Below are 26,555 nucleotides of genomic sequence, written 5' to 3' on the forward strand. Positions count from 1 at the left end.
ATCGTGGGAGCGCGGCAAGAGAGGTGGGGGTCAGCACGCGCCTCGGATTGTGGGAGCGCGGCAAGAGGGGCGGGGGACAGCACGCGCCTCGGATCGGAGGGGCGCGCCTCGACGCGCGGGCTCAGCGCGGGCCCGTCGGTTCGTCGGAGCGAGGCGCGAGTGGCGGCCTCGGCGCGCGCGTCGGATCGGAGAGAGGCGGCGCAGGGGGAACGCTCATCCCGTCCCTCCGATCAGGGTGACATGCGTCGCAGTCTCAGCCCGCGCGGCGTCCGATCGGGGTGGCGGTCGAAAGGCCTGCCTCGTACATCCGGATCCAGTCCACCGTCTGTTCCACCGGCATCGGTCGGGCGATGCAGAACCCCTGCACATGGCCGCAGCCGAGCTGGGCGAGCATGGCGTGTTCGCCGCGCGTCTCGGCCCCTTCGCCCAGCGTTTCGAGCCCGAGCTGTTCGGCCAGCGTCAGGATCGCCGAGACCATCTTCTGCTGCTCCGGGTCGCGGTCCACCTTCATCACGAAGCTGCGGTCGATCTTCAGCCGCGAGACGGCGAACCGGCGGGTGGCGGAGATCGAGGCGTGCCCGGTGCCGAAATCGTCCAGGTCCACGCGGCACCCGAGGGCGGCGAGCCCGTTGACGTTGCGCACCACCCCGTCGTCGGGAGTGGCGGCGATGACGGTTTCCAGCACCTCGACCGTCAGCCGTTCGGGCGCGAGGTCGAACCGGTCGAGCTGCCAGCGCACCTTGTCGATCAGCTTCGGATCGCGCAGTTCGGCCGGCGAGAAATTCACGCCCACGCTGCCCACGTCCAACCCCGCCGCGTCCCAGCCGTGCAGGGCGCGGAGCGCGTGGGTCAGGATCACCTCGCCCAGGCGGCCCATCTGGCCGTGGGATTCGAGCAGCGGCATGAACTGGCCCGGCAGCACCACCCCGCGCTCCGGATGGCACCAGCGCGCCAGCGCCTCGAACCCCGTGACGCGGCCGGTATCGGTGGAGACCTGGGGCTGGAAGAACGGGACGATCTGGCCCGCCTCAAGCGCCGCGGCCAGGTCATCGAGACCGATCGCGCGGGCCGGCACGGGCCGGGACATGTCGGGTGAATAGGCCCGGATCGCGGAGGGCGCGTTGCGCTGCGCCTCTGCCAGCGCCTGTTCCGCCGCGGCGAGCAGCGCCTGGCCGGTGGTGTCCGGAGCCCGCGCCCCGAGGCAGAAGCCGATCGAACAGGAGACATAGGCGACGCTCGCGCCCAAGGCGACGGGTTCCTCCACCGCCGATTGCAGGCGCGCGGCGATCTGGATCGCGATCTCGAGGTCCAGATGCGCGGTGCTGCCGAGCGCGATCCCGAAGCTTTCGGTTCCCGTGCGGCAGACGATGTCCCCGCCGCGCACCGCGCTGCACAGCCGTTCGGCGGTCCGGGCGAGGACGTCTTCCGCGGCGGAGAATCCGTATCTGTCCGCGATCTGGTCGAAATCGTCGAGAGTCACGAGGAAGCAGGCCGTGGCCCGTCCGCGGACCCGCGCCATGTCCATCCTGTCGTCGAGCGCGCTGACGAGGGCTTCGCGCAGGGGCAGGCCGGTGGTGCTGTCGCGCGGCCCGTCCGCAACGGCCCCCGGGTCCGAGAAGCTGCCCGCGACGGCGTAGACGGCCGGAACGAAGAGCGCGGCGAGCAGCAGCCAGCCCTCGCCGCCTAGCCAGAAGGCCGCCAGCGCCACGGCGGGCAGGAAGGCCAGGGCCTGCGGGCCGGACAGGGTCTGGCGCAGGATCAGGCGCATCCCTGACAAACGGCGTGTGGATGGTCGGGCCATGCGGCGCCCCCGGTACGTTGCCCGGTCAGGCTAGGCGCCGAAGGTCAATACCGCCTTAACGCAGCTGCGGAATCCCGTCGGCCTTCTCCTTTGACTTGTCCGGATCACGGGTCAGCCCGGCGAAGTCGAAGAGGTTGGGGTCCAGCAGATGCGACGGCCGCGTGTTCATCAGCGCCCGGAACATCTTCTGGCGGCGGCCGGGGGCGTTCTTCTCCCACTGGTCGAGGATGCCCTTCACCTGCTGGCGCTGGAGCCCGTCCTGCGAGCCGCAGAGGTCGCAGGGGATGATCGGGTAGCTCATGTCGCGGGCGAACTTCTCGCAATCCTCCTCGGCCACGTAGGCGAGGGGGCGGTAGACGAAGAGATCGCCCTCCTCGTTCACCAGCTTCGGCGGCATCGTCGCAAGGCGCGCGCCGTGGAAGAGGTTCATGAAGAAGGTCTCGAGGATGTCGTCGCGGTGATGGCCGAGGACCACGGCCGAGCAGCCCTCCTCCCGCGCGATGCGGTAGAGGTTGCCGCGGCGCAGGCGCGAGCAGAGCGCGCAGTAGGTGCGGCCCGCGGGGACCTTGTCGACGACGATGGAATAGGTGTCCTGGTATTCGATCCGGTGCGGCACGCCCTTCGCCTTCAGGAACTCCGGCAGGACGGTCGCGGGGAACCCCGGCTGGCCCTGGTCGAGGTTGCAGGCGAGGATGTCGACCGGCAGCAGCCCGCGCCACTGCAGCTCGTGCAGGACGGCGAGCAGCGTGTAGCTGTCCTTGCCGCCCGAGAGGCAGACCAGCCAGCGGGCGCCGCGCTCGATCATGCCGAAATCCTCGATCGCCTCGCGCGTCTGGCGCACGATTCGCTTGCGCAGCTTGCGGAAGCTCACCGAATCCGGTGCGCCTGCGAAGAGGGGATGGATATCGTCACTGTCGTCGAGCATGTCCGCCTCATGCCAGAACGGGGGCGCGCAGGGAAGGGGGAAGAGGGCGCCTTGGGACTTGCGCCGCGGGGTTCCTCTTGGCACCTTTCCGCCGATCCGATCCAGCCGCGGAGGTGCGCGTGTCCGAGACCAGTGAGGGCGAAGAGCGCCCCGGCCCGACCCTTCTCGACCTGGGGAGGGAGCGGCGCGCGGGCGGGCTGATGACCGTTCTCGTCTTCGTCTTCGGCTTGGCCGCGGGCGTCCTGATGGCCTTCTCGGGCTATGCGGTGCTCGAGGAAAGCGCGAGCCTGCTGCTGACGGTCTTCCTGACGGTGATCTTCTTCATCACCTTCCTCGGCGCGCTGCTCTACATCCTGAAGGGGCCGATCACGCGGCGGGTCTTCGGCGTCGCCGGCACGCAGCTCGAGCTGTTCGCCAAGCCGCTGGACGAGGTTGCCTCGGGCGCGATCCAGCGCGACCTCGACCGGGTGAGCGCGGCGTCGCGGATGCTGATCCAGATCGCGATGGCCCGCTACGCCTGGGCCTCGACCCGGAAATGGATCATCGGCGCGCTGACCGGGCTGATCGCGGCCATGGCGGCGCTGGCGGGCACGGCGCTGCTGTTCAAGCAGAACGAGCTGATCGAGCACGAGACCCGGCTGCTCGAGGAGCAGAACGCCAAGATCGAGCTGCAGAACGAGCTGCTGATCCAGGACGTGCAGCTGGCCGAGGCCGAACGCAACGCCCAGATCGCCGTCGAGATCACCGCCATCGCGCAATTGCTGGGCGGTGCGATGACCCGCGCCGACGAGCGCGAGAAGAGCATGGCCAGCGCCTCGGGGCAGCCGGTGAAGGGCGGCGTGGGGTCGTTCCGGCCGGTGGTGAACCCGTGGCTCGACCTTGGCAAGCCGCTGATCATGCGCATCACCTCGGCCTCGCGGGCGGCCAAGCCCTACCGGTTCCTCGACGCGCCGCTGCGCGCGCATGACGATGACGACAAGCTGCGGGTGGCGATGGAGACGCGGCGGGCGGACCTGCCGGCCTCCTACGAGCGGATGAAGAAGACCTGGGGCTGGACCGATCCGCCCGAGGTGAGCCGGCTCATCGACCGTGCCGCCTCGCCGGAGCGGGCGCAGCTGCTGCAGGTGCTGATTTCGTCCGGGATCGAGAATTACGAGTTCCTCAATCACTTCGGCCTCGATCTGTCCTTCGCCCATGCCGAGGACACCGACCTGACCGGGCTGACGCTGCAGGGCGCGCAGCTGTCCTATGCCAGCTTCGACCGCGCCCGGGTGCTGGACACCGATTTCGCCGGCGCCCAGCTGGAAAACGCGCGCTTCCGCAAGGCCCGGCTGGAGCGGGTGGCCTTCCGCGGCCTGCCGTATCGCCAGCTGCGCGCGCCATTCCAGGCCGATGACCCGGCGGTCTTCATGACGGCGGTGAACGGGGCGGATTTCTCGGGCTCGCTGTTGCGCGAGGTGGACCTGAGCGCGGTCCACGGCAGCGCCACCCGGTTCGACGGGGCGACGCTGGTCGCAACGGATTTCGCGGGCTCCGACCTGTCGGGGGCCACGTTCCGGGGCGCCGTGATCGTCTCGGCCGGGTTCGAGGGCAGCGGGCTGCGGTCGGTGGATTTCGACGGGGCCCATGTCTTTGCCGAGGATTTCCTCGACCGGCTGGCCGAGGCGGCGGCGCCGGAGACCTTCCGGCGCGACCGCTTCCGCCAGGTCGAGGCGGAGATGGCGGATGCCATGGCCACGGTCTCGGCCTTCTCGATGCTGGGCGAGGCGCAGGCGCGCGAGCTGGGCGGCGAGCGCGTCTGGCGGATCGAGCGCGTCGGGGCCATCGAGGACTAGGCGACACTCCGCCCCGCCGCCGCGCGATCAGGAACATCGCGCGGCGGGGTCCGTTGGCCTCCTGTAGAAAGGGAGGATACTCCATGACCAGACACGCAATCACTGCCGCCGCTCTTCTCGCCTTCGCCGCAGGGGGCGCGATGGCCGCCGAGCGCACCGTCGAGATGATGGATGCGGAGGGCAATTCCGCGGGCACCGTGACGCTCACCGACACCGCCAACGGTCTGCTGATCGAGGCCGAGCTGACCGGGCTGGAACCCGGCTGGCACGGGTTCCACGTGCACGAGACCGGCGCCTGCACGCCCGATTTCGGCGCCGCGGGCGAGCATTACGCACCGGCGGGGCTGGCCCACGGGTTCGAGACCGGCGAGAAGGCCCATGCGGGCGACCTGCCGAACGTCCACGCCAACGAAGCCGGCGAGGCGAAGGCCCATGTCATGGCGGCCGGGCTGACGATCGAGGGCGGGGATGCCCCGCTGCTGGACGACGACGGCTCGGCCATCATGGTCCACGCCCAGGCGGACAGCTACGGCGCAGAGGCCGGGGCGGGCGACCGCGTGGCCTGCGGGGCCGTGACGGCCGATTAATCCGGAACGTTGTCGATGCCGCTGCCGCCCCATGGGTGGCAGCGCGCGACCCGGCGGCAGGTGAGCCAGAGGCCCTTCAGCGCGCCGTGCTTCTCGAGCGCCTCGAGCGCATAGGCCGAGCAGGTCGGGTGATAGCGGCAATTGTGCCCGACGAAGGGCGAGAAAGTCGCGCGATAGGCGTGGAAGGGCAGGGCGAAGACCCTGGCAAGCGGGGTCATTTGCCGCCGCCGTGGAGTTTCCTGAGCGCCTGGCGGAGATCGTCCTTCAACGCCTCGAAGTCGCGCGTCGCGGTCGCATCGGGGCGGCCGATCAGCACGTAATCCCAGCCATCGCGCCCCAGCTCGGGGATCACCGCGCGCGCCGCCTCGCGCAGGCGCCGCTTGGCGCGGTTGCGCGCGACGGCATTGCCGACCTTCTTGGAGCAGGTGAAACCCACCCGGATCCCCTCGGCCTCGCCGGGGTCGCGCCGCCGGGCCTGCACGTTCATCGAGCCCGCGCCGCAGCGCCGGGCGCGCGCGGCGGCAAGGAATTCCGGCCGGTTGCGCATGACCCGATAGGCGGGGCCCGGGCAAGGAGAAGCCGCCGGGGGCTGTGCCGCCTCCGACGCGCGGGCGTCGTCTGCGGGGGCCTCCGGCGGCGTCACGATCTTGCCGATGCTGGCGCGGATTACGCGCTCAGCACTTTCCGGCCGCGGGCGCGGCGGGCGTTCAGGATCTTCCGGCCGGCCTTGGTGGCCATGCGCGAACGGAACCCGTGGCGCCGCTTGCGGACGAGGTTCGAGGGTTGGTAGGTGCGTTTCATCGCGCCGTCTCCGTTTCTGTCTCGCCCCGGTCTGGTCGGGGCCCTGGGTCAAGCGGGTGCAATTCGGGAATCGCCCCGCGCCCGCAAATTCGGTTGGAGGCCGCGCTATACCGCCGCCCCCGGTCCAAGTCAAACCCGCAAGCGCGGTCCCGGCAGGTTTTTCGTCAGGGTCCACCGGTAACGAATCCGGCCCGGGCGCGTAGGGAAGAGCGATGGACAAGCGCGGCGCCCGCATCAACGGCGCGTGAACGCCCTGTTCCTGCCCCCCGTCCTGCCGCATCTTGCGCACAGGACAGCTGAGAGGCCCCGGATGAGCGACAAGTCCCTGCCCGACAAGAGCCCCCTGCGACATCTGCCCCTGATCGCCATCGCGATCATCGCGGTGCTGGGGGCGCTCCTGCTGCGCGACACGCTGAGCTTCGAGACGCTGCGGACGCACCGCGAGACGTTGATCGACTACCGCGATGCCCATTACCTCGCGTCGGTGCTGGTCTTCATGGCGCTCTACGTCCTGATCGTCACCTTCTCGCTGCCGGGCGGGCTGGTGGCGACCCTGACCGGCGGCTTCCTCTTCGGGACGTGGCCGGGCGTCCTTTACAACGTGGTGGCGGCGACGGCGGGCGCGACGCTGTTCTTCCTTGCCGCCCGCTGGGGCCTGGGCGAACGGCTGGCCGCCCGCATGGACGAAAGCGAGGGCCGCATCCGGGCGCTGAAGGACGCGCTGGATGCGAACCAGTGGCCGATGCTCTTCCTGATCCGCCTGATTCCCGCGGTGCCGTTCTTCGTCGCGAACCTGCTGCCCGCGCTGGTCGGGGTGCCGCTGCGGCGCTACGTGATCTCGACCTTCTTCGGGATCATGCCCGGCGCGCTGGTCTACACGTCGGTGGGGGCCGGGCTGGGCGCAGTCTTCGAGGCAGGCGAAACGCCGGACCTCGGCATCATCTTCGCGCCGCAGGTCCTGCTGCCGATCCTCGGGCTCTGCGCGCTGGCGGCGCTGCCCCTTCTGCTGAAGCCGCTCAGGCGGGGAAAAGGGCTGTGATGGACTGCGACATCCTCGTGATCGGAGCGGGCTCGGCCGGGCTCTCGGTCGCCGCCGGGGCGGCGCAGATGGGCGCGCGCGTCGTGCTGCTGGAAAAGGGCGAGATGGGGGGCGACTGCCTGAACTACGGCTGCGTGCCCTCCAAGGCGCTGCTGGCCGCCGCAGCCCGGGCGCAGGACATGCGCGAGGCAGGCGGGTTCGGGATCGCCCCGGTCGCGCCGCAGGTCGATTACGCCGCGGTGATGGAGCATGTCGCGGGCGCCATCGCCACCATTGCGCCCCACGACAGCCAGGCGCGGTTCGAAGGGCTGGGCGTGACCGTCATCCGGGCGCATGGCCGCTTCACGGGGCCGCGCACGGTGGTGGCCGACGGGACCGCGATCACCGCCCGCCGCGTGGTCATCGCCGCCGGGGCCGCGCCTCTGGTGCCGCCGATCGCGGGGCTGGACACGGTCCCCTATCTCACCAACGAGACGCTGTTCGACGGCACGGAGCTGCCGGGCCACCTGCTGATCCTCGGCGGCGGGCCGATCGGGATGGAGATGGCGCAGGCGCATGTCCGCCTCGGATCCCGCGTGACGGTGATCGAGGCCGAGCAGGTCCTCGGCAAGGACGATCCCGAGATGGCCGCGCTGGTGCTCGACCGGCTGCGCCACGAAGGCGTCGAGATCGCCGAGGGCGCCCGGGCCGCCCGCGTCTCGGGGCAGGCGGGGGCCCTCACCGTCGAGGCCGAGGACGGCCGGCGCTTCGAGGGCACGCATCTTCTGGTCGCGCTCGGCCGCAAGCCGAACGTGGAGGGCCTGGGGCTGGAGGCCGCGGGCATCAATGTCGAGCGGGGGGCGATCAAGGTCGATGCCCGGCTGCGCACCACGAATCCCAGGGTGTATGCCATCGGCGACATCACCGGCGGGCTCCAGTTCACCCACCTCGCGGGCTACGAGGCCGGGGTGGTGATCCGCTCGGTCCTCTTCGGGCTGCCCGCTAAGGCGCGTTACGACCATATCCCGCGCGTCACCTACACCGATCCGGAGCTCGCCCAGGTCGGCCTGACCGAGGCCGAGGCCCGTGCGGCGCATGGCGACCGGCTCGAGATCGTCACCGAATCCTATGCCGGCAACGACCGGGCCATCGCCTCGCGCCGCACCGAGGGGCGGATCAAGCTCATGGCCGTGAAGGGGCGACCCGTCGGGGTGAGCATCGTCGGCGCGGAGGCGGGCGAGCTGATCGTGCTTTGGGCACTCGCGCTCTCCAGGGGGCTCTCGCTGAAGGACGTCGCCGGCATGGTCGCGCCTTACCCTACGTTAGGTGAGCTGGGAAAACGCGCCGCGGGGACCTATTTCTCCCCCAAACTGTTTGATAACATTTGGGTCAAGAGGGCAGTGCGGACGGTCCAGCGTCTGCTGCCCTGAGAGGCTCGCAGCGTACGGACCCCATGCTGAATTCGCTTTCCGGCCGCTTCCTGATCCTGACGATGGCATTCGTCATGCTGGCCGAGGTGCTGATCCTCGTGCCATCCGTCGCGCGTTTCCGCGAGGATTACCTGCTGTCGCGGCTGGAACGGGCGCAGATCGCCTCGCTCGCCCTGCTGGCGAACGAGGGGATCGACGCGGACCTCGAGGAAGAGCTCCTGCGCAATGCCGAGGTCTACAACGTCGTGCTCCGCCGCGACGAGGCCCGGCAGCTGGTGCTGTCCTCGCCGCTGCCGGGGCCGATTCACGAAACCTACGACCTGCGCGGCGCGACGAGCTGGGACCTGATCCGCGACGCGCTGTCCGAACTGCTCGACCCCGTGAACCGGGTGATCCGCGTCATCGGCTACCCGGTGAACGATGCGGGCCAGCTGATCGAGATCACCATGCAGACCGGCCCGATGCGCGTCGCGATGATGGATTACGGTCTGCGCGTGCTGGCGCTGTCGGCCGTGATCTCTGTCCTGACGGCGGTGCTGCTGTTCCTCGCCGTCCGGCAATTGCTGGTGAAACCCATCAAGGGGGTGATCCGGGGCATGCAGCTCTATGCCGAGGCCCCCGAGGATGCCCGCCGCATCATCGAGCCGAATGCCGGCATCCGCGAGCTGCGCGAGGCCGAGGAGGCGCTGCAATCGCTCGAGACCCAGCTGACCGCCGCGCTGCGGCAGAAGGAGCGTCTGGCCCAGCTGGGCGGCGCCGTGGCGAAGATCAGCCACGACCTGCGCAACATCCTGACCTCGGCGCAGCTCTTCACCGACCGCATCGAACTGTCCGAGGACCCGGCGGTGCAGCGTCTGGCGCCGAAGCTGGTGAACTCGATCTCGCGCGCGGTGAACCTCTGCGAGAGCACGCTGGCCTTCGGCCGGGCCGAGGAGCCGGCCCCCAAGCTGGCACAGGTGCGCCTGCTCGACATCGTCTCGGACGTCATCGACAGCGAGCGGCTGGCCGTCGGGGACGGGGAGGTGAGCTTCTCCGAGGACATACCGGCCACGCTCTCGCTCCGTGCCGATCCCGAACAGCTCTACCGCGTGCTCTTCAACCTCGTGCGGAACGCCCGGCAGGCGATCCTGGCCTCGGGCGAGGAGGGCGAGATATCGGTCGCCGCCTGGGAGGATGACGAGGACTGGACGATCACGGTCACCGACACCGGGCCCGGCCTGCCGCCGAAGGCCAGGGCCAACCTCTTCACGCCCTTCCAGGGCGGCGCCAGCAAGGGCGGCTCGGGTCTCGGGCTGGTCATCTCGGCCGAGCTGATCCGGGGCCACGGCGGCCAGCTCCTGCTCGACAGCACGGGAGACGAGGGGACCCGGTTCCGCATCCTCCTGCCGAAGACGATGGTGGCCCTCGAGGACGCGGCGGAGTGATCCGCCGCGCGCGCCGGCGCCGCGCCTGACCTCCTGCGCGCGTGGAGGACCGCCCCGCCGCGCGGCAACCCGCGGTGCCCCTGCGTCAGGGACGGCGAGGTCGGAATTTCCCCTTGCACTCCCCGCGGCCGGGCACTAAACGCCTCACCAACGCACCGGTAGCTCAGCTGGATAGAGTACTTGACTACGAATCAAGGGGTCGGGGGTTCGAATCCTCCCCGGTGCGCCACTTCCCAAAATCCAGCAGCTAAACGATTGAATTCGTAAGCCTCGCGTCTCGCGGGCGTCAGCCTTTCCCGGTGCGGGCGGTGCGCTGAGGCGCTTGGTCCGGGCCTACCATGCGCCATGTCGGCAGGCGGAGCGCGTAGACGTTCTGACCTTCCTGGGACGAGACATCGAGATCGCCACCGTGCAGTTCCGCGATGGTTCGTGCCATGGGCAGGTTCAGTCCGAGGTCCGCGGTCGCTCTGGTATCGAGGTCGCCCACGAAACCGAACGGGCTCAGCGCATCCCGGATGTCGCCCGGAGAGAGCTGGGCGCCGTTGTCGGAGACGAGGATCGAGACGCTTTCCGCATCGCTCCGGAGGTGGACCGAGATGCTGTCGCCGCCGGAAATCAGCGTGTTCATGAGGATGCAGCTCACCGCGATGTGCATCTGCTCCTTGTCGACGCTCAGGGTATCGGGACGCTGATCCGTGCTGAACGCGACGGTCTTGCCCCGCGGGCTGGCGATCGGCTCGATCGAGGACATCGCGTCCCGGGTGATCTCGGAAAGCGACCAGGGCCCCTCGTTGAGCAGGATCTCTCCGGCGTCGATGTCGGTGAACTGGATCATCTGGGTAATCAGATGGTTGAGGTGGTTGCCCGACCGGATGATCGCGGCGACCATCTTCCGCTTGGCCTGATCCTCGAGGAAGTGCTCCAGGACGCTGGCATTGCCCAGTATCACCGTGAGCGGGGTCTTCAGCTCGTGGCTGACCAGCGCCAGAAGCTCGCGGCGGGCATCCCCGGCGATCGAGCTGTGGGTCTCATCGCCCGGCCCCTCGGCAGCCGCATTGCTTTCGATGGTCTCGGACACCAGGCGGGCCAGGCTCTGCAGGATGTCGAGTTTTTCGCCGGAGGGCGCAGGGCGCGATTCGTAGTCGATCGCGCACAGGCTTCCGACCCTGAAGCCGCCGACGGTAATCGGGGCGCCGATGTAGAAGCGGATATGCGGATCGTTCACCACCACCGGATGATTGCAGTATCTCGGATCCGACAGCGTATCGGGGATCACGAGAACCTCGTCCTTCATGATCGTGTGCGAGCACAGGGAGTAATCCCGCGAGGTGCGTTCCAGCGAGAACCCGTCCCTGGCCTTGAACCACTGCTCGTCCTGGTCGACCAGGCTTATGATGCACGTTGGGCAGTCCATCAGTTTCCGGACAGTCGCCACGACTTCGTTCAGGAGCGGGTTTTCGTTGAAATCCCGTGCGACAACCGCCCTCAGCTTCCGCTGTCGTTGAAGTTCGTTGATCGGGCGGGGGTACGGCCTCATGTATGCGCTCCGCTGAAAAGGTGGCTCACGCTCGGATGTCCGCGCTTCGGATTGCGCCTCCGAAGGCTCGAACGGCGATGGCGATATGGCGTCCGGTTCCTTGAATATGTTGGCCCGTCAGCCGCAGAGGTCCACCCGCTATTCCGTCTGCGATCTGCAGCCGGGCGCCTTTGCGCAAAGCCGTGGCCTTGAGGCATCACCCCGCCTTGCCTTGCCCGAGGCGCGCGTGAAAGAGGTGCGCGAGCGTCAGGATCATGACGAAGGAGACCACGCCGAGGTAGCGCTCGTAGATGCCGTCGACGTCCGTGGGCAGGAAGAAGAAGACCGGCGCGGAGACCACCCAGACAAGGCCGGTGCCGATCAGGATCCTGCGGTAGCGCGGGCTGGCCCTTGCGGCGCCGCGCGCCATGGCAAAGCAGGCGACGGCCATGGCGACGCCCAGGGCATAGACCAGGTAGACGTGGATCACCCAGCCATCGCTGTCGTTGTCGCCGTATTCGTTGCGGGCACCGATCAGGAAGACCAGCAGGCCGAAGATGACGAGGGTGATGATGCCCACGCTCCAGTCCCAGGCGCCGAGATGAACGTGAGCGGCCAGCACGGCCAGCCCGATGAGACCTGCGGAAAAGGCGTAGAGCCCCATGTCGACGATGAACTCGTAGCGCCCGGCGCCCAGATCGCTGATCGTGTCTGCGATCCAGTCGTGGTCCGGTACGACGAAATCCGCGATCAGGATCGAGACCGCGAGGGCCGTGCAGCCGAAGACGGCCAGGAGGACGAGGAAACGGATCAGGTTCGGTTGCTCGGCGATCCTGGCGGGCATCTGTCGGGAGGTGTCGGCTGTCGGCATTGGGGCTCCTGCTCGGATTTTCATGGGCGCGGCATGTAGGAAACTGGCCCGTTGCGTGCCCGAGGCAATGCGGCGGCCGCCGGGCTGGCCCCCGCGGCGGTGCACCCCGTCACGGGATGGCCGCTCTGGGGCCGGCCCGGCCGGTCCTTTCAGGACTGGAACAGAAGCAGCACGAAGGCGACGAAGATGAGCAGGTGCACCGCCCCCTGCAGAAGGTTCGTCCGGCCGCTCGAGAAGGTGATGATGCTCACCGCGAGCATCAGGATCAGCAGGACCAGCTGGGTCGGCGGAAGCCCGAGGTTGAGATCCAGCCCGAGGAAGCTCGCCACGACCAGCATGACCGGCACGGAGAGGCCGATGGTCGCCAGCACCGAGCCGAGGAAGATGTTGACCGAGCGCTGAAGGCGATTGGCGAGGGCCGACCGGACGCCGCCGACCGCCTCGGGCGAGGCGACGAGGATCGCCATCAGCACGCCGCCCAGAACCTGCGGCGCGTCCATGGTCTCGATCACGTAATCGAGCGGTTGCGCAAGCTGTTCGACGAGGTAGACGACCGGCACGATATAGACCAGCAGCATCACGACGTGGCGGAGCAGCGAGGTGCCGTCTCCGGACCCGTGATCGGCGTCGCTGTCTTCGCCCTCGTCGGGGGTTGAGAAATATGCCCGGTGGCGGCCTGTCTGGATCGCGAGGAACACGAGGAAGAGGCCCGCGGACATGGATCCCACCATGACCTTCTGCATCGTCGACAGGGTCGGCCCCTCGGTCGTGCTGGTGACGTCCGGCAGGACCAGCGTGAAGACGGCCAGCGGCACGATGACCCCGAGGTAGGCATTCGCGCCCTGCAGGTTGTAATCCTGCTCGCGGTAGCGGAGCGCGCCGACAAGCAGCGCGGTGCCGATCATCCCGCCGAGCACGATCATGATGACCGAGAAGAGCGTGTCGCGCACGAGGTCGGGGTTGTTCTCGCCATGCATCATGACGGCGGTGATGCTGCAGACCTCGATCCCCGTGATCGAGAGCGTCAGGACGAGCGTGCCGTAGGGCTCGCCCAGCCGTTCCGCGATCTCCTCGGCGTGGCGCACCACGCCCATGGCCGTGCCCATGACCACGACGAAGAGACCGCCGAGAAGCGCGGCGAGGCCGAGCGGGCCATGCACCGCGGACTGGATGGTCTCGCCGAAGAGGGCGAAGAGCGCGACCGCCGCGAGGGTGATGGCGAGGAACCACTCCCGGGCCCAGGGGCTGCGGGCGGCCTCGGCGGAGGCGGGCGGGGATTGCGTCGCGGACAAGGCGGTCTCCTCTGCGGGTGGGATCGGCTCAGCCGTTGGCCAGTTCGCCGTCATGCCGGAGGATCCCGTGCGGCTTCAGCGTATCGAGCACCGAGACCAGGATCTTGTGGCGCATCTCGAGGAAGCTGGACCAGTCGGCCAGCAGCGAATGGGCCCGGACCTCGAGCTGAAGATCGGCCTCGGGGGTTTCGCGGACCTGCACGCGGACACTGTCCTTCTGGATGCGCGGATCGTCCCGCAACTGCGCCGCGACCTCGGCGATGGCCTTCATGACCTCGGACCCGTCCGCATCGGGGCGCACGCCGAAATCGAACTGCAGCAGGTTGCCGTCGCGCCGGGAGAAGTTGGTGATCGACATCTCGGCGAAATCCGAATTCTGCACGGTCACGAGTGTGCGGTCGACCGCGCGGATCTTCGTCGAGCGCAGGCCGATCGCCTCGACCGTGCCCTGCACGCCGCCGAACTTGCACATGTCCCCGACCGAGACCGGCCGGTCGGCATAGAGGATGATTCCGCCGATGAAGTTCTCGAGCGTCGGTCGGACGGCAAGCGCGAGGGCGAGACCGCCGACCCCGAGGCTGGCGACCACCCCGTAGAGCGGCATCCCCAGCCGGGTCGCGACCGTGGCCAGCACGAAGCCGGCGAGGATGATGCCCGTGAGACGGATCGCGAGCCGCACGAGACTGGCGTCGAGCCCCTCGCGCTTGACGCCGGGCACGGTCCAGATCCGGCGTGCCAGGCTGTTGAACACCAGGACCACGAAGGCCGCCAGCGTCAGGCCCTGCAGCAGCAGGACGATTTCCTCGATCAGGGTCTGCACCCGGCCCGTCATGTTGATGATGTCGTCGTTCAGCCAGCGATAGACCCCGAGCAGCGCCACGACGACCAGCAGCGACACCGCGCGCCGCGCATGCCAGCCGGTCGCCGGACGTCCGAAGGCGCGGACCAGAAGAATGACGCAACCGCCGATGATGACGAGGGTGACGGCTCCGAACGCCAGCCATTGCCAGGCCGCCTGTCCGGCATAGTCCCGCAGAAGCGAGGGCGGCAGGCGGGTCAGGGTGCTGTAGAGCTCGATCGGGGCCGACAGCCCGGGACCCAGCGTGAAGGTGCGGTAGAAGTCGACTTCGCTCCCGGTCTGCTGCGGCAGATGCCGGACGCGCGCGTAGAATTCCGGCAGGCGCCGGACCGTTTCGGGCGAGAACTTGTAGCGCAGCGTGCCGTTGGCATCGGGCGTGCCGACCATGCGGATCTCGGTCTCCGGTATGGTCCAGATCGGCCTGTCGCTTCCCGGGGCCGCGTCGACGGACAGGGGCACCTCCGAGATCTCGGGCAGGTCGATGCGCTCCAGTATCTCCTTGAGCAGCAGGACCGAATCAACGCCCACCGTTTCCCGGCTTTCCGGCGCGACCGCCGAGAGGTCGAGCGTCTGGGCCGCTTTCATCAGCTCCTCCACGCCTTCCGCCTTCAGCGCCCGGACCTCCGCCGTGTCGAAAAAGGCGGTGTTGTTCGATGCGACGTCGATCGCCTCGAGGATGGTGTCGACGGCCTCCTGCGACAATGTCTGGAAGCTCTCGAACGTCGCACGCGGGCTGCTCAGGGGCAGGGGCGCAAGGGGAGAGCGGTCGGAGGCGGCGACGGGCCCGGCCTCGGCCGCGACCGTCGTGTCTGCCGTCTGCGCGGTCGCAGGACCGGCGCTCGACCAGAAGGTCATCGCGAGGGCGAGTGCCAGGATACGCCAAGGGGCGAACGACCGTGAAAGGCGATTGGCCGCCGTGAGTACATCCATTCGAAAGGCTTTCTGACAAATTCGGGGCCAGAGAAGTCTAAGAGGTCGCGAATGGGAATCCACCACGCCCGATCGGGAAAGCGCCAGAGCGCGTCGATTCGGCAACTGATCGGATCATTGAGCCGTCCGCCGGACGTCTTCCGCGGCGGCTATTCCAGCGCGTCGACGAGGATCGCGTTCAGGCTGGAGCCGGACCGCCGCAGCCGGGCGAGCCTCTGGAAGTCGTCGGACCTCCAGAAGGCCTGCGCGTGTTCGCGGTCGGGGAATGCGATGATGAACGCCGCATCGGGCAGATCGCTCTCGCCTTCCAGCCGCTCCGGATCGCCTCCGCGCACCATGAAGCGTCCCGCGTGGCGACTGACGACTTCGGGGATCTGTCCGAAATACTCCTCCATCCAGTCGCGGTTGTGGATCTGCATCTGTCCGATGACATAGGCCGGCATGGCGCGTTCTCCCGCTTGGTTTCCGAAGTCGGCAGTGTAGCAGACATTTGTACCGGGCCGCGCTCAGCCTTCCGGCAGCATCTCGCGCAGCGCGGTCTTCAGCACCTTGCCGTAATTGTTCTTGGGCAGCTCGGGCACGAAGACATACCGCTTCGGCTTCTTGAACCGGGCGATCCTCGCGGTGCAGGCCGCGTCGAGTTCGCCCGTCCCGGGCGCGGCTCCGGCGCAGACCACGAAAGCCACGACGATCTCGCCCCACTCCGGATCGGGGGCGCCGATGACCGAGACCTCGCGGACGGCGGGATGCTCCAGCAGCGCTTCCTCGACCTCGCGCGGATAGATGTTCGACCCGCCCGAGATCACAAGGTCCTTGGCCCGGTCGTGCAGCGTCAGGTAGCCGTCGGCGTCCAGATGGCCGAGATCGCCGGTCATGAGCCAGCCGTCCCGCAGGGTCTTCGCGTCGGCTCCGGGGTTGTCGAGGTAGCCGCGCATCACCTGCGGGCCGCGCACCGCGATCTCGCCCACCTCGCCCGGGGGCAGGGGCTGCCCGGTTTCGTCCAGGACCCGCACCTCGGCCACCGAATGCGCCCGCCCGACCGAACCCAGACGGCGCAGCCAGTCCGGGTGGTCACTGTCTGCGATGTCGGCCCGCGACAGCGCGGTGATCGTCATCGGCGCCTCGCCCTGTCCGTAGATCTGGACGAAGCGCGGGCCGAGCACCTTCAGCGCGGCCTGTATGTCGGCCACGTACATCGGGCCGCCGCCATAGACGATGGTCTTGATCCCGTCGCCGTCCGCCCCCGCCGCGCTGGCCGCATCGACGAGCCGCTTCACCATGGTGGGCGCCGCGAACATCGAGATGCCGCGCATCTGCCGCGCCAGATCGAGGATCTCGGCCGGATCGAACCCGCCGCTTTCGGGCACGATGTGGCGCGCGCCGCGCTGGACATGGATGAAGTTGTAGAGCCCCGCCCCATGCGACATCGGCGCGGCATAGAGCGCCGCATCCGTCGCGGCCACGTCGTCCACATCTGCGAGGTAGGAGAGCGAGGCCGCCGCCAGGTTGCCCGCCGTGAGGATCGCCCCCTTGGGCCGCCCGGTTGTTCCGGAGGTATAGAAGAGCCATGCCGCGTCTGCCTGCGACATCGGCGCGGGCCGGGGCAGGGGATCTCCGGCCTGCATCGCGGCGAACTCGGCCGAGGCCGGTTCGATGCAGACCGCCTCCCCGATGTCGCCGGTGGCGCTCAGGGCGCCCGCATCCTGCGTGAAGACCAGCCGGGCGGAGGCATGCGAAACGATCCAGGCCGCCTCTTTCGCGTGCAGCTTGCCGTTGACCGGAACCGCGGTCGCACCGGCCCAGAGGATGCCGTAGAAGATCGGCAGGTAGTCGACCGTGTTCGGCAGGGAGATCGCCACCCTGTCGCCGGGCCCGAGTCCCCGTGCGGTGAGCCCGGCCGCGATCGCGCCCGCGCGCCGTGCGAATTCCGCGTAATCCGCCACCAGTCGCGTGCCGAGGAACAGCGCCGGGGCCGTCGGGGACCGCTGCGCGGTCCGCGCGAGCCATTCGGCGGGGTTCATGCCGCGCGCTCCGGTGACGGGCAACAGTTCTCAACACCCGGGCCCATGCAGGGGACAAGGCGAAGGACACGCATCCGCATGCCGGCCGCGCGCGCGGGACGGCCCCTGGCGTTCCGCGCGCGGGATCCGGGTTGGCCCCGGCCGGGGTTGCATGGTTGCATGGCGTCCTCCATCTGGCGACTGGTCATGGGTTTGGCGTCGGGGGGAATGGTCCGAAGAATTGCCAAGTTTCCGCGCTGTAACCGCGCCCGAAACCCTCGGCCAGGTTCCGGCCGGGCGGTTCCATTCTGAGGGCCGTGCGGGTCCGGAACCATCTACCGCGCCAGTGGCTGCATGTCCCGGAGCGTCCGGGCAAGGTGGTCGGGCCCCAGCTCGGCCGCGATGGCGTCGTAGAGCGCCGCGGCGTGCTCCTCGGCCTTGTCGGCGACCCGGAACAGCGGGCCGGCCACGGTGACGGAATAGATCCGGTCGCCGAGGACCACCGGCACGGCCACGCCCCCGAGGTCGGGAGAGTAATAGGAGGCCGAGCGGAACCAGCCCCGCGCGCGGCCCTCGCGCATCAGCTTCTGCACGCCCGCGATGTCCCGGGGCGCCTCGGGCCCCCAGACCCCGTATTCCGCGCGACGCAGAAGCACCTCCTGATCGCGCTGCGGCATCTGCGACAGCAGCGCCTGGCCGGAAGCTGTCACATGGATCGGCACCCGCTTGCCGGGGGCGGCGGCGTAGCGGACCGCGGCGGGCGATTCGATCACGTCGAGAAAGACCGCGAAGAGCCCCGAGGGGGCCGAGACCCAGATCGTCTCGCCCGTCGCCTCGGAAAGCCTTCGCAGGATGTTGCGCAGGGAATCGGGCACCGGCTCGCCCTCGGCGAAGGCGCTGGCGAGCTGCTGCCAGCGGGACGAGGGATAGAACCCGCCCCGGGCCCGCGGTTCATAGAGATAACCGGCCTCGACCAGCGTCGAGAGCATGTTGAAGGCGCTGGAGCGCGGCCAGCCGAAGTGCCGGACCACGTCGGCCAGCGTCGCGGGTTCCTGGCGTTCCGCGAAGAACTCCAGCAGGGCCAATGTGTTTTCGATCTGCCTGACAGCCATGACGCCCTTCTGACCTGCTTTCGGCGGTCCAATCCAGCGCCGCGTTGACAACGCCGCGCAACTCTGACTACGTTGTCCCATATATTGCTGTATTTGTCCACATATGTGAACAAATGGGAGGAGACGGCAAGATGGGACCACTCGAGGGGCTGCGCGTCCTCGATCTTTCTTCGGTGCTGATGGGGCCCTACGCGACCCAGATCCTCGGCGATTACGGCGCCGAGGTGATCAAGGTCGAAGCGCCCTCGGGCGATCTCGTGCGGCAGATCCTGCCGACCCGGTCGCCGGGCATGGGCGCGATGTTCCTCAACACCAACCGGTCCAAGGAGAGCATCGCGCTCGACCTCAAGACGCCGGAGGGGCGCGACGTGGTCCTGCGGCTGGCGCGGGACTGCGATATCCTGCTGACGAATGTCCGCCCCAGGGCGATGGCGCGGCTCGGCCTGTCGTGGGAGGCGCTGTCCGAGGCGAACCCCCGCCTGATCTATGCCGCCCTCGTCGGCTTCGACCAGCGCGGCCCCTATGCCGGGCGGCCCGCCTATGACGACCTGATCCAGGGCGGCGCCGGCATTCCGCATTCCTTCATCCGCGCCGGGCAGAAACCGTCCTATGTGCCGGCGGCGATCGCCGACCGGATCGTCGGCATGTCGGCGGTGAACGCTATCCTGGCCGCCGTGGTCGAACGCACGCGCTCGGGGCTGGGCCAGAAGGTCGAGGTCCCGATGTTCGAGACGATGACCTCGATGATCCTCGCCGATCACATGGGCGGGCTGACCTACGATCCGCCGGTGGACGAGGGCGGGTATCGCCGCCACCTCTCGCCCGACCGGAAGCCCTACGAGACACGCGACGGCCATGTCTGCGCGCTGATCTACAACGACGGGCACTGGGAGCGCTTCTTCCGCGAGATCGGCCGCCCCGAGATGCCGGCGGCCGACCCGCGCTATGCCAGCTTCGCCGCCCGGATGGCCCATATCGACGAGGTCTATGCGGAGCTGGGCGAGATCATGAAGACCCGGACCACCGCCGAGTGGCTGGAGCTTTTCGACCGCGCCGACGTGCCGGCCCTGCCGATGCATTCCTACGCCTCGGCGATGGAGGACCCGCATCTGGAGGCCATCGGGTTCTTCGAGACCGTCGAGCACCCGACCGAGGGGCGCATCCGCCAGATGGCGGTGCCGGCGCAATTCTCCCGCTCGCCCGCCCGGCCCGGCAAGCCCGCGCCCGGCATGGGCGCCGACGGCGCGACGGTGCTGGCCCGCGCCGGCTACGCGCCCGAGGACATTGCCGCCCTGGTCGAGGCCGGGGCCCTGAAACTGCCGCAAGAGGACTGAACCATGGATTTCCGACTGACCGACGACCAGCAGGCGATCCGGGACGCGGTGGGCCGCATCTGTGCGGGCTACGGCGACGAGTACTGGCTCGACAAGGACCGCAAGGGCGGGTTCCCGACGGATTTCTACGACGCGCTGGCGAAGGAGGGCTGGCTCGGCATCTGCACGCGCGAGGAACATGGCGGGGCAGGGCTCGGCGTGACCGAGGCCGCGATCATGATGCGCGAGATCGCCGAGAGCGGCGCCGGGCTGTCGGGCGCCTCGGCGGTGCATATCAACATCTTCGGGCTGAAGCCGGTCGACGTCTTCGGCACCGAAGAGCAGAAGCGCCGGATGATCCGCCCCATGGCCGAGGGGCAGGCGAAGGCCTGTTTCGGGGTGACCGAGCCCAACACCGGGCTGAACACGACGCAGCTCAAGCTGCGCGCGGAGAAGCGCGGCGACCGCTACGTCGTGAACGGGCAGAAGGTCTGGATCTCGACCGCCCAGGTCGCGGACAACATCCTGCTGCTGGCCCGGACCACGCCTCTGGACGAGGTGAAGAAGCCGACGCACGGGTTGTCGCTCTTCTACACGCCGTTCGACCGGGACCGGATCAAGGTCAGCGAGATCGAGAAGATGGGCCGCAAGGCGGTCGATTCGAACGAGCTTTTCTTCGAGGATTTCGAGATCCCCGAGGCCGACCGCATCGGCGAGGAGGGCAGGGGCTTCGAATACATCCTGCAGGGCATGAACCCCGAGCGCATCCTGATCGCGGCCGAGGCCGTGGGACTGGGCTTTGCCGCGCTCCGCAAGGCCACCGCCTATGCAAAGGAACGCCACGTCTTCAACCGCCCCATCGGGCAGAACCAGTCGATCCAGCACCCGCTGGCGATCTGCCAGTCCGAGCTCGAGGCGGCCTGGCTGCTGACGCTGAAATCGGCCTGGGAATACGACAACGGGCTGCCCTGCGGCGCCTCGGCCAACATGGCGAAATACCTCGCCGGGGAGGCGGGATTCAACGCGTGTCAGCAGGCGGTGATGACCCACGGCGGCTTCGGCTACGCCAGGGAATACCACGTCGAGCGCTACCTGCGCGAAAGCCTGATCCCGCGCATCGCCCCGATCTCGCCGCAGCTCGCCCTCTGCTTCATCGCCGAGAAGGTGCTCGGCCTGCCGAAAAGCTACTGAGGAGGATCCGATGGCCGGTCTCTACTTCGAGGAATTCAGCGTCGGACAGCACTTCCGGCACGAGCTGACCCGCTCGGTGACCGAATCCGACAACATGACGTTCAGCCTGATGTCGATGAACCCGCAGCCGCTGCACGTGGATTTCGACTTCGCGAGCCGGACGGAATGGGGCAGGCCGCTGTTCAACTCGATGTTCACCTTCGCGATCATGGTCGGGCTGACGGTGCAGGACACGACGCTCGGCACCACGATCGGCAACCTCGGCTTTTCCGAGGTGACCTTCCCGGCCCCCGTCTTCCACGGCGACACGCTGCGCGCCGAGACGACCGTGCTGTCGGTCCGCGAGAGCAGGTCGCGCCCGACCCAGGGACTCGTGGAATTCGAGCACAGATGCTTCAAGCAGGACGGCACGCTGGTCGCGCAATGCAAGCGCATGGCGCTGATGAAGAAGCGGGAGGCGGCCTGATGCGCAGTTTCCTCTTCGTGCCGGGCGACAGCCGGAAGAAGTTCGACAAGGCGCGGGACGGCGAGGCAGACGCGCTGATCCTCGATCTCGAGGACAGCGTCGCGCTGCCGGCCAAGGAAGCGGCGCGCGAGACCGTGGGCGACATGCTGGACGTGCCGCGCGCGGGGCCGAGGCTTTTCGTGCGGGTCAACGCGCTGGACACCGGGCTGACCCTCGCCGACCTCGCCGCCGTGATGCCGCACCAGCCGGACGGGATCGTCCTGCCGAAATGCGAGGGCCCCGAGGACCTGCGCAAGGTGGCGCATTACCTCGCCGCCTTCGAGGCGGCGCTCGGGCTGGAACCGACCCGCATCCTTGCCATCGTGACGGAAACCGCCGCCTCGGTCTTCACCATGGGGCAATACGCCGGTGTCGATGAGCGGCTCTGGGGCATGATGTGGGGTGCCGAGGACCTCGCCGCCTCGCTCGGGGCGCGGGAGAACGGGGCGAAGCAGGGCTATCACGAGCCGTTCCGCCTGGCCCGCAACCTCTGCCTCGCCGGCGCGGCGGCGGCCGGGGTGGTGCCGGTGGACACGATCTGTGCCGTGCTCGACGACCTGTCCGTGGTCGAGCGGGAGGCGGCCGAGGCCCGCCGCGACGGGTTCGGCGCGAAGGCGGTGATCCATCCAAAGCACGTGGCGGCGGTCAACGCGGCCTTCGCCCCGACCGAGGCCGAGATCGCCTGGGCGCAGAAGGTGCTCGACGCCTTCGCGGCCGATCCGTCGGCCGGGGTGGTCCGGATCGACGGGCAGATGATCGACAAGCCGCATGAACGCGCCGCGCGCAAGATCATGGCGGCGGCGGAACGCGGGGACTGAGGGGGGAACGATGGCCGCACCGGGAGGAGAACAGGTGCCGATGAACGGTCTTTCGGCCGGATTGGCAAGGATCGAGACGGCGCTCGTCGCCGTCTCGGCGGCGGCGATGGCCGCGATCATGTGCATCGTCGTGCTGGACGTGGTGATGCGCTACGCCTTCGCCGCGCCGCTCGTCTGGTCCTACGACGTCATCGGGCTCTACCTCGTGGGGACGGTGTTCTTCTTCGCCCTGTCCGACACGATGCAGCACCACGGGCACATCGCGCTGGACGTCTTCCTGCCCTACATCCCGCACCGGCTGCGGCACGCGGCCCAGTCGCTGGGCTTCGCCGCCTCGACCCTGCTGATCCTCGCGATCACCTGGCTCGAGTTCCGGGAGGCGCAATCCGCCTTCCTCGCGGACGACCGGATCGCCGCGGTGATCCCGTTCCCGACCTGGGTCGCGCATGCGGTCCTCACCCTCGGCATGGGCGTGCTCGCCCTGCGCCTGCTCTTCCGCACGATCTTCCACGCCGCCTCGGCCGTCACCGGGCGCGTCATGGTCGAGGTGCCGCCGCCGCCCATCACCGCGAATGTCAGCCGGGAGCACGGCGAATGAGTGTCACCATTGCCCTTCTCGTCCTTGTCCTGATGCTGGTCTTCGGTCTGCCCGTGGCGCTCGCCATGGGGGTGTCGGGGGCCGCCGGGCTCTACATGTTCGGCGGCTGGCCGATCCTGCAGGGGATCCTCAAGACCTCGCCGCTCTCGACCGCGAGCAGCTACGAGATCATCACCATTCCGATGTTCATCCTGATGGCGGAGTTCGTCATCATCTCGGGCGTGGCCAACGATCTCTTCAAGGCCGCGACGGTCTGGGTCGGCCGCCTGCGCGGCGGGGTGGCCATGGCCACGGCCCTGGCGGGTGCGGGGTTCGGCGCGATCTCGGGCTCGTCCACCGCGGCCGCGGCGACGCTCGCCTCGACCTCGATCCCGGCGATGCTGAAGGAGGGCTACGAGCCCAAGCTCGCCTGCGGAGTGGTCGCGATCTCGGGGACGCTGGCGATGCTGATCCCGCCCTCGATCGCGCTGATCCTCTACGGCATCATCGCCGACATCCCGATCGGTGCGCTGCTGGTCGGCGGGGTGATCCCCGGCATCATGGTGACCATCACGATCATGCTCACCATCGCCTTCCTCGTCTGGCGCGACCCCTCGGCCGCTCCGATGGGCAAGTCCTACACGATGCGCGAGAAGTTCGCCTCGCTGAAGCGGGTCGGGCTGGTCCTGATCCTCTTCTTCGCGGTCACCGGCACGATCTATTCCGGCATCGCGACCCCGACCGAGGCGTCCGGAATCGGCGCCTTCGCCGCCATGCTCATCGCCGCCTGGGAACGCCAGCTCACCGCGCCCGCGCTCTGGCGCGCGCTTCGCTCGGCCGCGCAGACGACCTGCATGGTGCTCTTCATCATCATGGGCGCGCATATCTTCGGCTACTTCTTCACGCTCACCCGGGTCACCAACGACATCACCGCCTGGGTCGGGGCTCTCGAGACCTCCCGCTGGGTGATTCTCGCCGTGATCCTGCTGGGCTACCTGATCCTCGGCTTCTTCATGGACCAGATCGCGATCCTCATCCTGACCGTCCCGGTCGTCCTGCCGCTGGTGCTCCAGCTGGGGTTCGACCCGGTCTGGTTCGGCGTGCTGATCGTCGTGACCGCCGAGGTCGGCATGGTCACCCCTCCGCTGGGCATGAACGTCTTCGTCGTCGCCCGCTACACCCGCCGCCCGCTGGGCGAGCTGTTCCGCGGCGTGGCGCCCCATGTCTGGGCGCATCTGATCGTCATCGCGATCCTCGCCGCGTTCCCCGCCATCACCCTGTGGCTGCCATCGACGATGCAGTGACCACGACCCAACCGAGGAGGAGAAGACCCATGAAGATCACACTCACGGCCGCCCTGCTGGTCGGCGCAAGCGCCCTGGCCACGCAGGCGCAGGAGATCACGCTCCGCGTCGCCGACAGCCTGCCGGTCGACCATTACATGACCCGCGGCGTGCTCGAGCCGCTGATGGCACAGGTCCGCGAACAGACCGGTGACAAGGTCGCGTTCGAGCACTTCCCCGCCGAACAGCTCGGCAAGGCGAAGGACCTTCTGTCGCTGGCCCAGGACGGTGTCGCCGATATCGCCTATGTCGGCGCGTCCTACGTGGCCGACAAGCTGCCGCTCAGCTCGGTCGGGGAGCTGCCCGAGGCCTTCACCAATTCCTGCGAAGGCACGAAGGCCTTCTGGGAGATCGCCAAGCCCGGCGGCGCGCTCGACCAGGCCGAATACGCGCCGCAGGGCGTCCGCGCGCTCGCCGTGCTGGTGCTGCCGCCCTATCAGATCTTCTCGGCGAAGGAGATCACCGGCCTCGACAGCCTGAAGGGCCAGAAGGTGCGCGCGACCGGCGCCGCCAAGCAGATCGCCCTGACCAAGCTGGGCGCCGTGCCGGTCGCCATGCCGGCCCCCGAGGCGCGCGAGGCGCTGTCGCGCGGGACCGTCGATGCGATCGCCTTCCCGCATGGCTCGATCCTGCCCTATGACCTCGTGCCCCATCTGGAGACGGCGACCGAGGGGGCGAACTTCGGCTCCTTCGTGGCGACGTGGATGATCTCCCAGTCGAAATTCGACAGCCTGCCCGAGGACGTCCAGACCGCGCTGACCGAGGCCGGCGCCGCGGCGACGCTCAACGGCTGCGCCGAGACCGACGCCGCGACCGACAGCGACAAGCAGACCATCGCGGAGGGCGGGGTGAGCTTCGTGACCCTGCCCGAGGCGGAGGCCGCGAAGCTGGAGGAGACCATGGCCAGCGTCGGTGACGAATGGGCGGCCGAGCTCGACGGCCGCGGCAAGCCCGGGACGGAGATCCTCGAGGCCTTCCGCGCCGGCCTTCCGGCGAACTGAGCCCGCGCCCCGGGCCATGCCCGCGCAGGCCCCCCCCCTGGGGTCTGTGCGGAGCATGGACGCGGCGGGTCTGCGGAGGCCGGATCACACCGCCGGGGCGATTCCCGTCGCCGCCCCGGCCGCCCGCTGCGCCTCCATCGCCCGGACGTATCCCGGGCGCAGGGTCAGGCGATCGAACCAGGCGCTGCAGGCCGGTGGCAGCGCCTCGCCCAGGCCAAGGCTTCGGGCGAACTGGACCGCGAAGGCGACGGCGATGTCGGCCATCGTGAACCCGTCTTCCAGCAGATGGTCCCGTCCGTCCGAGAGGCAGGCCTCGGCCAGCCGCAGACGGGCGAGGAACCATGTCATGTAATCCTCGACGACCTGCGGCTGCCGCCGCTCTTCCGGCTCGAGCCGCCCGTAGCGCAGGACGAGCGTCTGCGGGAAGGTCAGCGTGGCATCCGCGTGGTGCAGCCAGTTGAGATAGGCGCCGTATTCCGGGTGCCCGGGGGCCACGGTGAATCGGCCGCCGCCGTGGCGCATCGCGAGGTAGACGGGAATCGCGCAGGATTCGGTCATCCGCGTCTCGCCGTCGACCAGCAGCGGCACGGTGCCGAGCGGGTTCTCCGCAAGAAACGCCCTCTGCAGCACGCGCGGGGGGAAGGGGAGCATCTTCAGCTCGTAATCCAGCCCGAGCTCTTCCAGGGCCCAGAGCGCCCGGAAGGATCGTGCGTTGTTGCAATGCCAGAGCTGGATCATGGGGCCCTCCCGAAAGGTGATGGTCCGCGCATTGTCCCCGGGGCCGGGCGGGCCGCAAGCCTTGCGGGCGAATCCGCCCCGTCCCTGGCCGCGCCGATTCCGCCTCGGATGGCTGTTCCCGGGGTAGGGCCGGCAGGAAATTCGACCCCGGCAAGAGGGGCGTCGCAGGCGGATCCCCTGAAAACAGGGGTATCCGCCGCCCCGGGACGGGCAGAAGGGCAGGGTGCCGCTAGGTCGCCCGACTTTTTTCGGCCTTCCGTCAAAAAAGTGCTTGCGAGTCACCGAAGCCATCTCTAGATAGCCCTTCACCGGCGGCGCTGAGGCGCACAACGGAACGCCAGACGGAACGACGGAGCGGATGCTTCGAAGGGCCTGACGGGAAAAACAGAGGTAAGGTTGGGCGGGGCGCGCCAGGAAGTTACGGCGCATCCAGTTTGATTTTGTCTCTACGCTCTTTGAAATCGCGAGTATCTGAAGAGATATGTGGGCGGTTTGGTTCATTTCGATGAACAAACAACTGCACATATCTACGCTCCTAGGATCGTCCTTTGTGGACACCATGATCCGATGATGGAGTGTCAGCTTCACTGTTTGGACGGCTTTGCGTTACTTCGGTAACCTGAAGCACAACAAACAGAAATGGTTCCGGCCTTCGGGTCGGAGCAGAT

25 protein-coding genes and 1 tRNA gene are annotated in these 26,555 nt (G+C 68.6%); 13 read left to right on the forward strand and 13 right to left on the reverse strand.

All coding sequences use genetic code 11. The annotated features are described in order from the left end of the window. Positions 1–253 precede the first annotated feature (253 nt). Together Q344_RS0116915 and ttcA are read right to left on the reverse strand one after the other, a co-directional pair. Entirely contained in the window at positions 254–1,801 is a 1,548-nt protein-coding gene (locus Q344_RS0116915; RefSeq protein ID WP_028287803.1) for a putative bifunctional diguanylate cyclase/phosphodiesterase, read from the reverse strand. Between the two features lie 55 nt (positions 1,802–1,856). Then, complete coding sequence (gene ttcA / locus Q344_RS0116920; RefSeq protein ID WP_028287804.1) at positions 1,857–2,726, reverse strand: tRNA 2-thiocytidine(32) synthetase TtcA; 870 nt, start codon at positions 2,724–2,726, stop codon at positions 1,857–1,859. Positions 2,727–2,845: 119 nt separating this feature from the next. On the opposite strand from ttcA, the gene Q344_RS0116925 reads away from it, so the two are divergent. Together Q344_RS0116925 and Q344_RS0116930 are read left to right on the forward strand one after the other, a co-directional pair. Then, positions 2,846–4,561 (forward strand): pentapeptide repeat-containing protein, encoded by a 1,716-nt coding sequence (locus Q344_RS0116925; RefSeq protein WP_028287805.1) that lies wholly within the window; start codon positions 2,846–2,848, stop codon positions 4,559–4,561. A gap of 83 nt (positions 4,562–4,644) precedes the next feature. Beyond that, entirely contained in the window at positions 4,645–5,148 is a 504-nt protein-coding gene (locus Q344_RS0116930) for a superoxide dismutase family protein (protein WP_028287806.1), read from the forward strand. Here Q344_RS0116930 and yidD read toward each other — a convergent pair. The 3 genes from yidD to rpmH are packed head-to-tail and all read right to left on the reverse strand — an operon-like array spanning position 5,145 to position 5,949. Next, a complete protein-coding gene (yidD, locus tag Q344_RS0116935) occupies positions 5,145–5,366 on the reverse strand; it encodes a membrane protein insertion efficiency factor YidD (RefSeq protein WP_028287807.1) in 222 nt (73 codons plus the stop codon). The genes Q344_RS0116930 and yidD overlap by 4 nt on opposite strands. After that, the gene (gene rnpA / locus Q344_RS0116940) at positions 5,363–5,791 is read right to left on the reverse strand and encodes a ribonuclease P protein component (protein ID WP_028287808.1); all 429 of its coding nucleotides are present in this window, start codon (positions 5,789–5,791) and stop codon (positions 5,363–5,365) included. Before rnpA ends, yidD begins: the two co-directional genes overlap by 4 nt. Before the next feature lie 23 nt (positions 5,792–5,814). Continuing rightward, a complete protein-coding gene (gene rpmH / locus Q344_RS0116945; RefSeq protein ID WP_028287809.1) occupies positions 5,815–5,949 on the reverse strand; it encodes a 50S ribosomal protein L34 in 135 nt (44 codons plus the stop codon). Between the two features lie 310 nt (positions 5,950–6,259). On the opposite strand from rpmH, the gene Q344_RS0116950 reads away from it, so the two are divergent. The 4 genes from Q344_RS0116950 (at position 6,260) to Q344_RS0116965 (ending at position 10,050) form a co-directional block, all read left to right on the forward strand. Further along, entirely contained in the window at positions 6,260–6,988 is a 729-nt protein-coding gene (locus tag Q344_RS0116950) for a TVP38/TMEM64 family protein (protein WP_028287810.1), read from the forward strand. Then, the gene (locus tag Q344_RS0116955; RefSeq protein WP_036539421.1) at positions 6,988–8,397 is read left to right on the forward strand and encodes a dihydrolipoyl dehydrogenase family protein; all 1,410 of its coding nucleotides are present in this window, start codon (positions 6,988–6,990) and stop codon (positions 8,395–8,397) included. The genes Q344_RS0116950 and Q344_RS0116955 overlap by 1 nt, the downstream gene beginning before the upstream one ends. Positions 8,398–8,420: 23 nt before the next feature. Next, the gene (locus tag Q344_RS0116960) at positions 8,421–9,821 is read left to right on the forward strand and encodes an ATP-binding protein (RefSeq protein ID WP_036539426.1); all 1,401 of its coding nucleotides are present in this window, start codon (positions 8,421–8,423) and stop codon (positions 9,819–9,821) included. A 152-nt stretch (positions 9,822–9,973) separates the two neighbouring features. Continuing rightward, positions 9,974–10,050: transfer RNA gene (locus Q344_RS0116965), tRNA-Arg, on the forward strand. A 57-nt stretch (positions 10,051–10,107) separates the two neighbouring features. Here Q344_RS0116965 and Q344_RS0116970 read toward each other — a convergent pair. From Q344_RS0116970 to Q344_RS24260, 7 genes are all read right to left on the reverse strand, one after another. Then, positions 10,108–11,358, reverse strand: a complete 1,251-nt coding sequence (locus tag Q344_RS0116970) for a GAF domain-containing sensor histidine kinase (RefSeq protein WP_028287813.1) — start codon at positions 11,356–11,358, stop codon at positions 10,108–10,110. 196 nt (positions 11,359–11,554) lie between these two features. Continuing rightward, the gene (locus tag Q344_RS0116975; protein WP_229669188.1) at positions 11,555–12,208 is read right to left on the reverse strand and encodes a DUF998 domain-containing protein; all 654 of its coding nucleotides are present in this window, start codon (positions 12,206–12,208) and stop codon (positions 11,555–11,557) included. Between the two features lie 149 nt (positions 12,209–12,357). Then, positions 12,358–13,500, reverse strand: a complete 1,143-nt coding sequence (locus Q344_RS24255) for a calcium:cation antiporter (RefSeq protein WP_036539429.1) — start codon at positions 13,498–13,500, stop codon at positions 12,358–12,360. A gap of 28 nt (positions 13,501–13,528) precedes the next feature. Then, on the reverse strand, positions 13,529–15,289 hold the full coding sequence (locus Q344_RS0116985; RefSeq protein WP_084178452.1) for a mechanosensitive ion channel family protein: 1,761 nt from the start codon (positions 15,287–15,289) through the stop codon (positions 13,529–13,531). Between the two features lie 149 nt (positions 15,290–15,438). Then, positions 15,439–15,732, reverse strand: a complete 294-nt coding sequence (locus Q344_RS0116990) for a DUF1330 domain-containing protein (RefSeq protein ID WP_028287816.1) — start codon at positions 15,730–15,732, stop codon at positions 15,439–15,441. A 63-nt stretch (positions 15,733–15,795) separates the two neighbouring features. After that, positions 15,796–17,310 carry a class I adenylate-forming enzyme family protein gene (locus tag Q344_RS0116995; protein WP_028287817.1) on the reverse strand — a complete coding sequence of 505 codons (1,515 nt, stop codon included), beginning with the start codon at positions 17,308–17,310 and terminating at the stop codon, positions 15,796–15,798. A gap of 314 nt (positions 17,311–17,624) precedes the next feature. Beyond that, on the reverse strand, positions 17,625–18,401 hold the full coding sequence (locus Q344_RS24260) for an IclR family transcriptional regulator (RefSeq protein WP_051630715.1): 777 nt from the start codon (positions 18,399–18,401) through the stop codon (positions 17,625–17,627). A 131-nt stretch (positions 18,402–18,532) separates the two neighbouring features. Between Q344_RS24260 and Q344_RS0117005 the strand changes: the two genes are divergently transcribed. From Q344_RS0117005 to Q344_RS0117035, 7 genes are read left to right on the forward strand one after another with little or no spacing between them, the layout of a single operon-like run. Continuing rightward, the gene (locus Q344_RS0117005) at positions 18,533–19,735 is read left to right on the forward strand and encodes a CaiB/BaiF CoA transferase family protein (protein WP_028287818.1); all 1,203 of its coding nucleotides are present in this window, start codon (positions 18,533–18,535) and stop codon (positions 19,733–19,735) included. A 3-nt stretch (positions 19,736–19,738) separates the two neighbouring features. Next, the gene (locus Q344_RS0117010) at positions 19,739–20,905 is read left to right on the forward strand and encodes an acyl-CoA dehydrogenase family protein (protein WP_028287819.1); all 1,167 of its coding nucleotides are present in this window, start codon (positions 19,739–19,741) and stop codon (positions 20,903–20,905) included. Positions 20,906–20,915: 10 nt separating this feature from the next. Further along, entirely contained in the window at positions 20,916–21,371 is a 456-nt protein-coding gene (locus Q344_RS0117015; RefSeq protein WP_028287820.1) for a MaoC family dehydratase, read from the forward strand. After that, a complete protein-coding gene (locus tag Q344_RS0117020; RefSeq protein WP_028287821.1) occupies positions 21,371–22,228 on the forward strand; it encodes an HpcH/HpaI aldolase/citrate lyase family protein in 858 nt (285 codons plus the stop codon). Before Q344_RS0117015 ends, Q344_RS0117020 begins: the two co-directional genes overlap by 1 nt. A gap of 40 nt (positions 22,229–22,268) precedes the next feature. After that, positions 22,269–22,826, forward strand: a complete 558-nt coding sequence (locus tag Q344_RS0117025) for a TRAP transporter small permease (protein ID WP_028287822.1) — start codon at positions 22,269–22,271, stop codon at positions 22,824–22,826. Next, positions 22,823–24,109, forward strand: coding sequence for a TRAP transporter large permease (locus Q344_RS0117030; protein ID WP_028287823.1), 1,287 nt, complete (start codon positions 22,823–22,825; stop codon positions 24,107–24,109). The genes Q344_RS0117025 and Q344_RS0117030 overlap by 4 nt, the downstream gene beginning before the upstream one ends. 29 nt (positions 24,110–24,138) lie before the next feature. Then, positions 24,139–25,149, forward strand: a complete 1,011-nt coding sequence (locus Q344_RS0117035) for a TRAP transporter substrate-binding protein (protein WP_028287824.1) — start codon at positions 24,139–24,141, stop codon at positions 25,147–25,149. An 84-nt stretch (positions 25,150–25,233) separates the two neighbouring features. On the opposite strand, the gene Q344_RS0117040 is transcribed toward Q344_RS0117035, so the two are convergent. Continuing rightward, complete coding sequence (locus Q344_RS0117040) at positions 25,234–25,887, reverse strand: glutathione S-transferase family protein (RefSeq protein WP_028287825.1); 654 nt, start codon at positions 25,885–25,887, stop codon at positions 25,234–25,236. Positions 25,888–26,555: the final 668 nt, after the last annotated feature.

Origin of the sequence: Pseudooceanicola nanhaiensis DSM 18065 (assembly GCF_000688295.1) — a bacterium.
GTDB classification, from domain to species: Bacteria; Pseudomonadota; Alphaproteobacteria; order Rhodobacterales; family Rhodobacteraceae; genus Pseudooceanicola; species Pseudooceanicola nanhaiensis.